We start from the raw sequence: 13643 nt of genomic DNA on the forward strand, positions 1-13643 counted from the left end.
GCCGGGCGCGCTGCGGCCCCTGCGTTTGCGCCAGCGCCAGGAAGGCGTCGCGCCATTCGGCGGTTTCCGTGGGGTCGGGGTCGTGCGACAGCGGGGTCTGCGACGTGTCGAGCAGCAAGGCGCGCATCTGGTCGGCGGAAATTGAGCTATTCACGCCCAAAACTTTATGCCGAAAAACATGGAATGTAATTCCAATCAGTCGACAAAAAATAATAGATCAAAGCATTTTGTGCCGTCAAATCTTACTTTTGCAGCATAACGAAGCCTCCCCACCTGCAAAGTCACCGATCCTCATGCGACGAGCCTCGCTCGCGGCAACTGTGTCCAATCCCTCGCTGGGTTAGACCCGCTACAACTCTTCATGCGACGAATCCAACGCCGCTGGGAATCACACAGGCCAGTGAGCCGATGAGCGTTCACTCCCAAGCGCTTCAGCCGAAATTTTTCATACCTGGTCTCCGAATCGCGTTCGGTGCAGAGGTGATCGCGAGATCAACATTCACGCCGTCGGGTCGAGAGCCGTGCTCCACCCAGGCGGATCAATGGCACCAGGTCTTGGTCAACACTTGCCAACGCAGTCCTGATTGAGTGCATGACCATGACATCGCTCATCAAACGGCGGCTTCAAAGCAGATCGCACGCACGGAGATGAAGAACTGCGCGCCCCGCAAGCACGGGCTTTTTCAGACCACGATTTCGGATCGTATCGGTGCACATGCGGCATTTTGGTGCTCTGTGCGCACCACCCGCGTTGGATTGCCTTGATTGATCCGCGATCAAGACGAGGGGCTTTCGAGTTGCGCCTGCAAGGGTGAGTGGCGGGCTGCTCGCGAGCAAGGGGTTTCCCTAGAAAGATGGCCTAAAGCTTGCGTAGGTCTCGCATATCAATGAAACTTTCAACTATTGGAAAGTTAATCGAATGTGGCCATGCATCTCCCGCTCAAACTGAAATCCGACTACATCAATCTCCTGCTCGATATAGCTTCCGAGCGCACTCTTGATCGTGGCTCGCGTGTGTACGAGCTTGAGCTAGGTATCCCGAGCCGCGATGTCCGGTTGTTGCGAATGATCGGTAGCTCGCCTGGCATCACGGTGGGGCAACTCGTGCAGCGCTCTGCGATAGAAAAGACCCTTGTCTCCAAACTGGTGAGTTCGCTGGTCCAGCGCCAATTGGTCGAGCGTCACATCGGCATCGAGGACGCTCGCCAGGTTCAGCTGTGCCTGACCGATCTCGGCATCGACCTCGTAATGCGCGCTGAGCCGCTCGGCCATGAAATGGAGGCCCGCTTCCTCGACTGCCTCACGGAGGAGGAAATGAAGTCGTTGCGACGCATCCTCCAGAAGATCATCCACGCCGAGGCCGCCTCGCGCGACATCTTCGAATTCCTGCTGACGCAACTGCGCGAAAGCAAGGCGTCGGACGCATCCGCTTCCCCAACTTCCAATGCTTCCTCGAAAAGGTAAGGCCCCATGACGATTTCACTTTCGCCGCGCCGCGCGCTCGCGCTCATCCTGTCGGCCTTCGCCTTCACACTGTCCGCCGCCGCATCGGCGCAGACAGTGCTGCGCACTGTGCCCTCGTCGGACCTGAAGATCCTTGACCCGATCTGGACCACGGCCAACATCACGCGCAACCACGGCTTCATGATCTACGACACCTTGTTCGGCATGGACGAGAAGGGCGTGATCAAGCCGCAGATGGTCGACAAATACAGCGTTAGCCCCGACAACAAGATATGGACCTTCACGCTGCGCCCAGGTTTGAAATTTCATGACGGCGCCCCCGTCACCTCGCAGGACGTGATCGCCTCGCTCGCGCGCTGGGGCAAACGCGACCCTCTCGGCCAGAAGATGTACGCCGCCATGGACAACATCACCGCAGAGAGCGCGAACACCTTCCGCATGACGTTCAAGCAGCCCTTCGGTGTGGTGCTCGATGCACTGGGCAAGCCCAGTCCGATGGTGCCGTTCATCATGCCTAAGCGCGTGGCCGAGACCCCTGCCGACAAGCAGATAGAGGAAATGATCGGGTCAGGGCCTTTCACGCTCGCCAAGGAGGACTTCCGTCCCGGCGACAGGGCCGTTTATCGCAAGAACATGGCCTACGTTCCTCGCAAGGAAGCCCCTTCCGGCCTCAGCGGCGGCAAGGTGGTGAACGTGGACCGCGTCGAGTGGGTGTTTCTGCGTGATCCGCAGACGCAAGCGAACGCGCTGCTCAATGGCGAGGTCGACATGCTCGAGGCCGTTCCTTCCTCTAGCTATGCCGACATGCGTACCAATGAGAAGATCGAACTGCTGACGATCATGCCGGCAGGGCCATTCACCGTGATCTACAACCACAAGGTCCCTCCCTTCGACAATCCGAAAGCGCTGAAGGCTGCGATGCTTGCGATCAACCAGGAGGCCATGCTGCGCGCGCAGGCCACCTTCCGCGACTTCTACAAGCCGTGTACGTCAATCTACCTGTGCGGCTCGACATACGCCAGCGACAAGACGGGCTTCTTTACAGGCAAGCCGCAGTTCGAAGAAGCTAGGAAACTGCTGAAGGAATCAGGCTACAACGGTAAGCCCGTGGTTATTCTGCTGCCGGGCGATTCGCCCGCGTTGAACAAGTTGCCCGTTGTCTATGGCCAACTACTCAAGCAGGTGGGCTTCAATGTGGACGTGCAGTCCACTGACTGGGCCACGCTCGTGACGCGGCGCACCAAGAAAGATTTGCCGGAGAACGGGGGATGGAACGCCTTCATCACGTTCTGGGGCGGCATCGATGCCAGCAACCCGCTCACCCACAGCGCGCTGACCGGCAATGGCGACCAGGGCTACTTCGGGTGGCCCGCCGACCCCGAACTGGAGACGCTGAAGTCACGCTTCATCGAGACCGTCGATCTCGCGCAGCGTAAGGAGATCGCGACGCAGATCCAATTGCGCGTGCTCGAAGGTGGCGTGGTCGCGCCGCTGGGCGAAGGCAAGGCACTGACCGCAGTCCGTCGCGGCGTGCTGAGTGGCCTGCTTCCCTCGCCTGCCGTCCTGTACTGGAACGTGCGGAAGAAGTAGCCCGCAGTTCCCCCTCTGGTTCATGCCGCCGCCCGGACGCACCGACGCGTCCGGGTGGGGAATCTCTTCGCCCGTACCGACCGGCCCGCCGGTCCCGTATCTCCCCCCACTTCGCGAACAAGGCAGTCATCTCATGCTCAATTTTCTGTTCCGACGCGGCCTGGCCACCGCGCCGGTGCTCTTGATCGTCGCCATCATCGTCTTCTTGCTGCTGCGCATCACCCCCGGTGACCCGGCGGCCGCCATCGCAGGCGATTCGGCCAGCGCCAACGAGATCGCACAGATCCGCGCGCAGCTTGGCCTGGACGCATCGATCTTTAGCCAGTTCTTCCAGTGGCTAGGCCACGTCGTGCGAGGAGACCTCGGTTATTCGTACTTTTACAAGATGGGCGTGACCGCGCTGATCGGTCAGCGGCTGGAGCCCACGCTTTCCGTGGCCACGCTGACCATCGTGCTCACTGTGCTGATCGCTGTGCCGCTGGGCGTGCTGGCGGCCTGGCGGCGCGGCGGCCGGCTCGACCGCTTCATCATGGGGGTGTCGGTGCTCGGCTTCTCAGTGCCTGCCTTCGTCGCAGGCTACCTGATGATCTGGCTGTTCTCGATGAAACTGGGCTGGCTGCCCTCGCAGGGCTACAGCCGCATCGCAGAAGGCACAGGTCCGTGGCTGCGTAACCTCATACTGCCCTGCGTCACGCTGGCCGTGATGTACGCGGCGCTGATCGCACGGGTCACACGCGCGGCGGTGTCGGAGGCGCTCACCGAAGACTACGTGCGCACCGCGCGCGCCAAGGGCATTGCCGAGTGGCGAACGCTGATGCGCCATGCGCTCGCCAACGCGGCCGTGCCGATCGCCACCATCGTCGGGCTCAGCGTTGCTGGCCTCATCGGAGGCGTGGTGGTCACAGAGACCATCTACGCGATCCCCGGCCTCGGCCAGCTTACGGTGGACGCCGTGCTCTCGCGCGACTACCCACTGATCCAAGGCATCACCCTCTTTTTCTCGCTGGTCTACGTGGTGGTCAACCTGCTGGTGGACTTGAGCTACCTACTACTCGATCCCCGCATCCGCTACTGACGCGCACGGCGCACCGATGAAAGCACTCCCATGACGTCCATCTCTCTTCCGACCCCAACTCCCGTCGCCGCAGCGCGGCGCAAGCGCAGGCCCTCGTTCGCGCGCCGCATCTTCTCGAACGGCTCGGTGCGCCTGGGCGCTGCGCTGCTGGCCATCATGGTGGTGATCGCCGTGGCGGCGCCGTGGCTCTACACCATCGACCCCAACGCCATGGACCCGGCCAGTTCACACCTGCCGCCAGGCACGCGTGCCGAGTTCACCACGCTGGCCGGCGACACCTTCGAGCGCTTCTTTCCGATGGGCACCGACAGCATGGGCCGCGACGTGTGGAGCCGCACCGCGTACGGCGCGCGCATCTCGCTGTCGGTAGGCGTGGCGGTAGCCATCGGTTCGGTCTTCCTTGGGCTGATGGTGGGCATGGTGGCCGGGTACTTCCGCCGCTTCGACGGCGCGATCATGCGCGTCATGGACGGCATGATGGCCGTGCCCGGCATCCTGTTCGCCATCGTCCTCGTTGCGGTATGGCGCCCGAGCTTGCTGACGGTGGTGCTGGCCATCACCGTGCCCGAGATCCCGCGCGTGGCGCGGCTCGTGCGCTCGGTGGTCCTGTCGGTGCGCGAAGAGCCTTACGTCGAAGCGGCCATCGCGCTCGACACGCCGACCTGGACGTTGATGATGCGGCACATCCTGCCCAACACGGTAGCGCCGCTGATCGTGCAGGGCACCTTCGTCTGCGCAGCGGCGATGCTGGTGGAAGCAGCCATGTCCTTCCTCGGTATCGGCCTGCCGTCCGACGTGCCGACCTGGGGAAACATCATGTCCGAAGGCCGTGCGCACTTCAGTGCACACCCCTCCACCGTGCTGTTGCCCGGCGCCTTCCTGGCGCTCACCGTGCTCGCGGTGAACATGCTGGGCGACGGCCTGCGCGACACGCTCGATCCCAAGTTCAACAAGCGGGGCAACTGACCATGACTCGCACCTCTCTTTCCGCCGCACCGGCCGGCGACGCACCCTGTCTCGCGGTACGCAACCTGAGCATCGACCTGCCCGCCGGTGCGGACCGGCCCCATGCCGTGCATGCCGTCTCCTTCGATGTGATGCCCGGCCAGGTCGTGTGCCTGCTGGGAGAATCGGGCTCGGGCAAATCGGTGATCGCGCAGGCCGCGATGGGCCTGCTGCCCGAAACACTCAGGCCCTCTGCCGGACGCATCGAGGTGCAGGGAGAGAACGTGCTCGAGGCCAACGCCTCGCGTCTGCGCGCATTGCGTGGCGCGCGCATGGCGATGGTGTTCCAGGAGCCGATGACGGCACTGAATCCGGTGATGCGCTGCGGCGCACAGGTCGACGAGATGCTGGCCGAGCACACCGACTTCGGCGCTGCGGAGCGCCGGCAACGTGTGTTGGCCATTTTCGAGCGCGTGAAGCTGCCCGAGCCCGAGCGCATCTACGACGCCTACCCGCACCAGCTCTCGGGCGGGCAGCGCCAGCGCATCGTGATCGCCATTGCGCTGATCCTGCGCCCCGCGCTTCTCATCTGCGACGAGCCGACCACCGCGCTCGACGTGACCACGCAGGCCGAGATCCTCTCGCTCATCCGCGAGATGCAGCAGGAGAACGGCACGGCGGTGCTCTTCATCACGCACGACTTCGGCGTGGTGGCGGACATTGCCGACCACGTCGTCGTGCTAGAACTGGGCCGTCAGGTCGAGAGTGGGCCGAAAGACCAGGTGCTGCGCTTTCCGAAGGAAGCCTACACGCGCATGTTGCTGCGTGCGGTGCCTCGCCTCGAACCGGCACGGCGCCCCCCGGTCGCGGACGGGCCGCCCCTGCTCGATGCCCGCGGTGTGACCAAGACCTACCGCTCCGGCTCCTGGCCCGGCAAGCGCCGCGCCGTGCATGCGGCCATCGACGTGTCGCTGAAACTGCACGCCGGCGAGACCGTGGGCATCGTCGGCGAATCCGGCTCGGGCAAGTCGACGGTGGCGCGTTGTATCGCGCGCCTGATCGAGCCCACGCAGGGGGATGTCCGGGTGCCCCACGTCGAATCGCAGGGCGCTTCGCGCGCGCGGCTGTCGGCCTTTCGCCGCACGGTGCAAGTGGTTTTCCAGGACCCCAATCGATCACTCAATCCGCGACGCACCGTGGGCCAGTCGATCATCGAAGGCCCGGTGAATTTCGGCATGCCGCCCGACAAGGCATGGCTGCGCGCCGAGGAGCTCATGGACCTGGTGCGGCTGAAACCCGACGTCCTGCACCGCTACCCGAGCGAGTTCTCCGGCGGCCAGCGGCAGCGCCTGTGCATTGCGCGCGCGCTGGCCTGCGAACCCCGGATCCTGATTGCCGACGAGGCGGTGTCCGCGCTCGACGTGTCGGTACAGGATCAGATCCTCAAGCTGCTCGCAGAAATCCAGCAGCGCCTGTCCATCGGCATTCTCTTCATCACCCACGACCTGCGCGTCGCCAGCCAGATATGCGATCGACTGATCGTCATGCACAAGGGGCGGATTGTCGAAGAGGGCGCGGCCCACGACGTCCTGCTGTCGCCGCGCGAGGCCTACACGCGCTCCCTGCTGGCTGCCGCGCCCGGCCAGGGCTACGTGTTCGGCCAGGGCTGAGCGCACGACGCCGATCTTTTGCATCCCTACCTTCCAACCACGCCAACAAAAACAAGCACACACCATGCAGACACCTCTGTACGCCCTCAGCGCCACCCAGCTCCTGGAACACTACCGCGACCGCATGCTCTCGCCGGTCGAGGTGACGAAAGCCGTGCTGGCACGCATCGAACGCTGGGAGCCAAGCATCCAGGCCACCTACGAACTCGACGCCGAAGCGGCTCTGGCCTCTGCCGCGGCCTCGGAAGCGCGCTGGGCCAGGGGCGCGCCGCAAGGCGAGCTCGACGGCGTGCCCATCACACTCAAGGAAAACATCGCCACGCGCGGCACGCCTTCCCCCATCGGCAGCGCCGCGACGGTACTGGCCCCCGCCACCGCCGATGCCCCTGCCGCGGCCCGCGTGCGCGAGGCGGGCGCGGTCATCGTCACCAAGACCACGATGCCCGACTTCGGGTTTCTGGGGGCGGCCCCCTCCAGCTTCCACCCGCTTACGCGCAACCCCTGGGATCTGAGCCGTAACACGGGCGGCTCCAGCTCCGGTGCGGGTGCTGCGGCTGCGGCGGGCTACGGCCCCTTGCACCTGGGCTCCGACATCGGCGGCTCGGTGCGCATTCCGGCCAACTTCTGCGGCGTCTTCGGGCTCAAGCCGAGCCATGGGCGCATTCCAGTCGATCCGCCGGCCGCCGCCCGCGTGATCGGCCCGATGACGCGCACCGTGGCCGATGCCGCATTGTTGATGAAGGTCCTCTCGCGCCCGGACCCGCGCGATTACATGAGCCTGCCAGCACAAGACATTGCGTGGGGCAGTCTGGAACGCAGCATCAAGAGTCTGCGCATTGGTCTGTGGACCGAGCCTGCGGGAGGTTGGCCGATCGACCCGGAAGTGAGGGAGGCTGTGCTGGTCGCGGCGCGAGTCTTTGAACAAGCCGGTGCCATCGTTGAGCCGCTGACCGACTGGACGACACTGGACATGCGCATGGGGATGGCTCACTTCTTCACCATGCGCTGCCGCGTGGACTTGGCGGCCATGCCACCGGAGCGCGCCAGTCTCGCGGCCGGCTACATCCACGAGGCGGCCGAGTTCGCGGGCTCGCTCACGCCCGAGGACACTTTCCGCGCCTTCACTCGCATGCAGATGCTGCGAGCCGCCACCGTGGCTGCGACGCAGCCCTATGACTACGTGCTGTCGCCCGTCTCGCCGGTGCTGCCGTTCGCGGCGGAAGCCATCCACAGCGGCTCGGAGAACCCTCTGAAGGACTCCCACTTCACGTCAGTGTTCAACCAGTCCGAACAGCCTGCCGCGTCCATCAACTGCGGTTATTCCAGCAACGGACTGCCGATCGGCCTGCAGATCGCGGGGCGCCGGTTCGACGACCTGGGGGTGCTGCAGATGGCGCATTTCTACGAATCCGTGCGGGGACCACAGAGCGCCTGGCCCGAGCCGGCCTGAGGGTCCGCCGTCCCTGAAGACTCCCACCGCGTCAACATGAAACACATCGCCTTCATCGCACCATGACCCACGCCTCGCCACCTGCGCCCATCCGTGCCGAATTCCTCATCATCGGAGCGGGCATCGCCGGTGCCTCCATCGCATACTGGCTTGCGCCACATGGCCGCGTTGTGCTGCTGGAGCGAGAGAGCCAGCCCGGTTATCACTCTACTGGCCGCTCTGCCGCACTCTTCATGGAGAGCTACGGCACGCCGCAGGTGCGCGCCCTCACCATGGCCAGCCGCGCCTTCTTTGAGGAGCCGCCGCCCGGCTTCAGCGAACACCCGCTGCTCACGCCGCGAGGCGCCATGTTCGTCGCCGCTCACGACCAAGCGGCCGAACTCGAAGCCCACTGGGATGTGCTGCGAGCCGTCACGCCGAATGCGCGCCGCTTCACGGCGGACGAAGCCGTGGCCATGGTTCCCGCGCTGCGACACGAGCAGATACTGGGCGCCGTCTACGAGCCGGATGCCTCCGACATGGATGTGCACGCAATCCACCAGGGCTACCTGCGCGGCATGCGCCAGGCTGGAGGCACGCTGGCGTGTCATGCCGAGGTGAGCGCGATGACTCATACCTCCGCAGGTTGGGTTGTGCAGGCCGGCGACACGATCTACGAGGCCCCGGTCGTTATCAACGCCGCAGGCGCCTGGGTCGACACGATCGCCGCCTTGGCGGGCGCGCGGCCCCTGAATATCGAGCCGCGCCGACGCTCTGCCTTCATCTTCGCGCCGCCCGATGGCCTGGACACCACGCGTTGGCCCATGGTCCTGGGCGCAAAGGAAGACTGGTACATCAAACCCGACGCCGGGATGCTGCTCGGATCGCCAGCCAACGCCGACCCCGTGCCGCCGCAGGATATCCAGCCCGAAGAAATAGACATCGCTCTCGCGATCCACAAGCTCGAAGAGATGACCCTGCTGACGATCAGGCGACCAACCCACACCTGGGCTGGCCTGCGCTCCTTCGTGGCCGACGGCGACCTGGTTGGCGGCTTCGACGACAAACTGCCGGGCTTCTTCTGGGTCGCTGCCCAGGGCGGCTATGGCATCCAGACTTCGGCAGCCATGGGTGAGACCTGCGCTGCGCTGGCCCGTGGCCTGCCGGTGCCCGCCCACGCAGCAAGCTTCGGACTCACCGCCGACATGTTGTCACCTGTTCGGCTGCGCAATCCTACGTCTCAGTCCTTCTAACTTTTTTTAACTTCAGGAACCGAACCATGCGTGTCTTCAGCGGATCCCTCGCCACCGAAACTAACACCTTTGGACCAATGCCCACCGGCATTGCGTCCTTCAAAGACCGCGGCTACTTCCCGGCCGGCAAGCATCCGAACCAGATGACCTTCTTTTCGGGCCCGCTGTGGGCCGCGCGGCTTCGCGGTAAGGAGCGCGGCTGGGAACTAATCGAAGGTATGGTGGCCGGCGCACAGCCCAGCGGAACGACCACGCGCCTCGCCTACGAGACTTTGCGCGAAGAACTGCTGGCCGACCTGCGCGCGGCGCTGCCAGTTGACATGGTCTTGCTAGGCCTGCACGGCGCAATGGTGGCTGAGGATTACGACGACTGCGAAGGCGACCTGCTGCAGCGGGTGCGCGCGATCGTCGGACCCGGCGTGGTCGTCGGCGCCGAACTCGATTCGCACAGCCATCTGACCCCAAAAATGGTCCAGAACGCCGACCTGCTGATCGCTTTCAAGGAATACCCACACACCGACGTGCTGGAGCGTGGCATTGAGCTGGTAGACCTCTGTGCGGCGATGGTCGGCAAGAAGATCAAGCCGGTCGCCGCCGTGGTCGACTGCGACATGATCGTAACTATCCACACACCACGTGAACCCGCGCGCAGCTTCATCGATCGCCTGCAGGCCCTCGAGGGCAAGGATGGGGTGCTGTCAATCTCCGTGATACACGGATTTTCCTGGGGCGACGTGCCTGAAATGGGCACCAAGCTGCTGGTCTATACCAACGACAACGCTGCTAAAGCCGAAGCACTGGCGCGTCAACTCGCTGACGAACTGATCGGCATGCGCGAGGCGCTCAACGTGAGCTATCCCGACATCGACAGTGCGCTCGACGAAGCACTAGCCTTCAACGGCGCCCCTGTTGTCCTGGCCGACAGTGCCGACAACCCGGGGGGCGGTGCGGCCGGCGACTCCACCTTCATTCTGCGCCGTATGGTCGAGCGCGGCATCCTCAACGCGGTCATCGGCCCGATGTGGGACCCCATTGCCGTGCGTACCGCCTTCGATGCTGGTGTTGGATCGCGGCTCGCGATACGCATTGGCGGCAAGATCGGCCCGCTCTCGGGTCTGCCGATGGACTTGATGTGCACTGTCAAGGCGCTGCATGCCGGCATGACCATGACGGGCCTCGCAAATACGCCCATGCCATTGGGAGACTGCGCGCTGCTCGAAGCCGAAGGGATCGAGATCGTGCTCACCACGCTGCGCAATCAGGCTATGGACACTGACGTTTTCACGCAATTGGGCTGTAACCTCGCTGCAAAAAAAACCATCGTCGTCAAATCTTCGCAACATTTCTACGCCTCGTTCTCCAAGGTTGCGAAGCACGTCATCTATGTAGGCGCCCCGGGCACCATGACGTCGGATCTCGCAATGCTGCCTTATAGAAAGGCCCGTCTGCCTAAGTGGCCGCTGGACGCTACGGAATTCCGACCCGACGCTGAGATGAGTGATCCTGTCATGGCTGGGTAAATGCAGCGCTCCTCTTGTGGAGCAGTTGAACCAACGGTCCCTGGGATTCCCTCCGGGTTGCTGGCGGGAGCGGAGGCAACACGCATGCGCCCATAGTGATGATTGCCGAAAGGCAGCCGACATGGTCCGCTTGCGCGCGCACACCTAAGCCTCGTTTTCTTTCAAAAATCGATCCGATGTTCACCCCGATGCATTCCATGAAAAAGTTCAACCGTACCTTTGTCGCCGTACCCATTGCCGCCGCATTGACCTCACATGCGCTCGCGCAAGGCGCTATCGCTCAAAACCCGATCGCGCCGCCCGCCGTGCCCGTCGGTGTCGACACTTTTGTTCGCGCGGAAACCGACACTTACTTGACCATGCTGTCCAAGGCCGTAGGGCTTGGCAAGCTGTGGCACGTGCGCGATCTGGCCCCCATCGACAACCAGCGAGTCATTCGGATGAACCGCGATACGCTGTACTCCAGCGCCGCGTTCGATCTGGATGCGGGGCCGGTAACCATCACCCTTCCAGACGCCGGCAAGCGCTATCTCTCGGCGCACGTCATCAACCAGGACCACTACACGACGAACATCTTTCACGGCGCAGGTGCGCACACGCTGAGCAAGGAGAGCGTCGGCACGCGCTATTCCTACGTGATCATCCGCGCGTTCGTCGACCCCGGCAGTGCGGACGACCTCAAGCAGGCTCATGCGCTGCAGGATGCGATCCGGGTCAGCCAGAGAGACTCCGGCAAGCTGGAACTGCCAGCGTGGGATGTGGCCAGCCTCAAGAAGGTGCGCGACGCCTTGATCACGCTTGCATCGACCATGCCGGATCTGACGCAAGCCTTCGGCACCAAGGCCTCGGTGAACCCCATACGACATCTTGTAGGGGCAGCGTCCGCCTGGGGTGGATTGCCGGAGCAGGAAACCGTCTACCTGAACGTCAATCCCAGAAAGAACGACGGTACGACGGTCTATCGGCTTAGCGTCAAGGACGTGCCCGTCGACGGCTTCTGGTCGGTCAGCGTGTACAACGCTGCGGGCTTTTTCGAGAAGAACCCCGAGAGCGCCTATACGGTCAACAACGTGACGGCCCGGCCCGCCAGCGACGGCACCATCACTGTTCAGTTCGGCGGCTGCGACGGCAGCAAGACCGCCAATTGTCTGCCGATCACGCCAGGCTGGAATTACTTTGTGCGCCTGTACCTGCCGCGCGCGGAGGCCGCCAGTGGTGCCTGGAAGTTCCCTGAAGCGCAACCTGTGAACTGAGACTTTTTTTCGATAACTCGCCAGCCCACGAACCCAAGTTCTAAGGAAGGCCTAAACAGGTCACCAATTGGCGTGCGATGAAGGCCAATGGTGAGCACGGAGACGAATCGCGCCGCCAGATGCCCCGAGTCGATGAGGTCTGGCCTCGCTTCTTTCCCTTCTTTTCACCATCTCATTCTCACCATCGAAAGGTACAACTCATGGCCAACACCGCGCCCATGGAATTGATTGACATCGCCAGCCGCTACAAGCACATCCGTCCGGTGCCGCGCATGCCGAACTTCGCGGCCTGGATCGAAGGCGTCGACCTCACGCAGCCGCTGACTGACGCTGTGAAGGCCGAACTGCGGCAGGCGCTGTTCGATTTCGAGGTGATCTTCTTCAAGCCGCAGACGATCACACCGGCGCAGCACATCGCGCTGGGCCAGGTGTTCGGCCCGATCTCGAAGGGCTCGTACTTCGAGCGCAATGCAGACGCACCCGACATGGAGATGATCGTCTCCGACCGCGAGCGTCCGCCGGCCATCGACAACTGGCACACCGACATCAGCTGGAAGCGCAATCCGCCGTTGGGCACCGCGATCCAGATCACCGTCACGCCACCGGCTGGCGGCAACACCTGCTGGAGCAGCACCAGCAAGGCCTACGACTGGCTGTCGCCGGGCATGCAGCAGTACCTTGAAGGCCTGAGCGCGGTGCACACCTGGGAGCAGTCGGGCTTTCGGGAATACCTGGGCAAGAAAAGCGACGACGCGCTGATCGCCGCGATCAAGGCGGGCAAGCCCGTGGTGCATCCGGTGGTGCGCGTCAATCCAGATTCAGGACGCAAGTGCATCTTCGTCAACGCGGACTTCACGCGCAACATCACCGGCATCGACCGGCATGAAGCGCGTGGGCTGTTGCACTTCCTGCTCGGCTGGCTCCAACGGCCCGAGTTCATGGTGCATCACCAATGGGAAGCCGGGGGCATCGCCATCTGGGACAACCGCAGCACGCAGCACTACGCTGTGGCGGACTACTGGCCGCACCACCGGGTGAACCAGCGCGTCACCTTCGACACGCCCGATACGGCCCAGGCAGCCTGACTGTTAGCGCCGCTGATCACGCTTGCACTGGCGCTAACAGCCCAAGAGGTTCAACGGCTGTTTCACTCGCATATTTCGTGATCGTAACTGGACGCTAGACGTGATGGTCGCCGCCTAGTATTGGCGGCGACCATCATGTCTAGGTGTGAAACTTCAACACGTTGTTCATGCTCGGGAGCCTCTCGATCGAGAGGTCCGCTATGCGCCTGTCAGGCTAGGCGAGACGAATGTGAAGGCCGACGCAGGGTAGGCGCGCAGTGATCCCACCTTGACAGCGGCCGCAGGTCAGCACGTCGGCGGAACGCACGACGAGGAGGACCGCGACGAATTCGACCGGGTTGAAGTGGAGGGGGCCGCCG

Annotated in this window: 10 protein-coding genes; all 10 read left to right on the forward strand. The window is 63.6% G+C overall.

Going from position 1 to position 13643, the window contains the following annotated elements:
* Positions 1 to 927 precede the first annotated feature (927 nt).
* The 10 genes from ACSFBM_RS19010 to ACSFBM_RS19055 all read left to right on the forward strand — a co-directional run bounded on the left by ACSFBM_RS19010 (position 928) and on the right by ACSFBM_RS19055 (position 13284).
* Entirely contained in the window at positions 928 to 1464 is a 537-nt protein-coding gene (locus ACSFBM_RS19010; RefSeq protein WP_435485746.1) for a MarR family winged helix-turn-helix transcriptional regulator, read from the forward strand.
* A gap of 6 nt (positions 1465 to 1470) precedes the next feature.
* Entirely contained in the window at positions 1471 to 3054 is a 1584-nt protein-coding gene (locus ACSFBM_RS19015) for an ABC transporter substrate-binding protein (protein WP_435485747.1), read from the forward strand.
* Between the two features lie 133 nt (positions 3055 to 3187).
* Positions 3188 to 4129: an ABC transporter permease gene (locus ACSFBM_RS19020; protein WP_435485748.1), complete on the forward strand. Its 942-nt coding sequence runs from the start codon at positions 3188 to 3190 to the stop codon at positions 4127 to 4129.
* Positions 4130 to 4159: 30 nt separating this feature from the next.
* Positions 4160 to 5095, forward strand: a complete 936-nt coding sequence (locus tag ACSFBM_RS19025; protein WP_435485749.1) for an ABC transporter permease — start codon at positions 4160 to 4162, stop codon at positions 5093 to 5095.
* A gap of 2 nt (positions 5096 to 5097) precedes the next feature.
* The gene (locus ACSFBM_RS19030) at positions 5098 to 6744 is read left to right on the forward strand and encodes a dipeptide ABC transporter ATP-binding protein (RefSeq protein ID WP_435485750.1); all 1647 of its coding nucleotides are present in this window, start codon (positions 5098 to 5100) and stop codon (positions 6742 to 6744) included.
* 64 nt (positions 6745 to 6808) lie between these two features.
* On the forward strand, positions 6809 to 8194 hold the full coding sequence (locus ACSFBM_RS19035; RefSeq protein ID WP_435485751.1) for an amidase: 1386 nt from the start codon (positions 6809 to 6811) through the stop codon (positions 8192 to 8194).
* 62 nt (positions 8195 to 8256) lie between these two features.
* The gene (locus tag ACSFBM_RS19040) at positions 8257 to 9426 is read left to right on the forward strand and encodes an NAD(P)/FAD-dependent oxidoreductase (RefSeq protein ID WP_435485752.1); all 1170 of its coding nucleotides are present in this window, start codon (positions 8257 to 8259) and stop codon (positions 9424 to 9426) included.
* Positions 9427 to 9452: 26 nt separating this feature from the next.
* On the forward strand, positions 9453 to 10946 hold the full coding sequence (locus ACSFBM_RS19045) for a M81 family metallopeptidase (protein WP_435485753.1): 1494 nt from the start codon (positions 9453 to 9455) through the stop codon (positions 10944 to 10946).
* A gap of 176 nt (positions 10947 to 11122) precedes the next feature.
* Complete coding sequence (locus ACSFBM_RS19050; RefSeq protein WP_435485754.1) at positions 11123 to 12199, forward strand: DUF1254 domain-containing protein; 1077 nt, start codon at positions 11123 to 11125, stop codon at positions 12197 to 12199.
* 200 nt (positions 12200 to 12399) lie between these two features.
* A complete protein-coding gene (locus ACSFBM_RS19055; protein WP_435485755.1) occupies positions 12400 to 13284 on the forward strand; it encodes a TauD/TfdA dioxygenase family protein in 885 nt (294 codons plus the stop codon).
* Positions 13285 to 13643 lie beyond the last annotated feature (359 nt).

The sequence above is a fragment of the Variovorax pasteuri genome, assembly GCF_051216435.1.
Taxonomy (GTDB): Bacteria; Pseudomonadota; Gammaproteobacteria; order Burkholderiales; family Burkholderiaceae_C; genus Variovorax.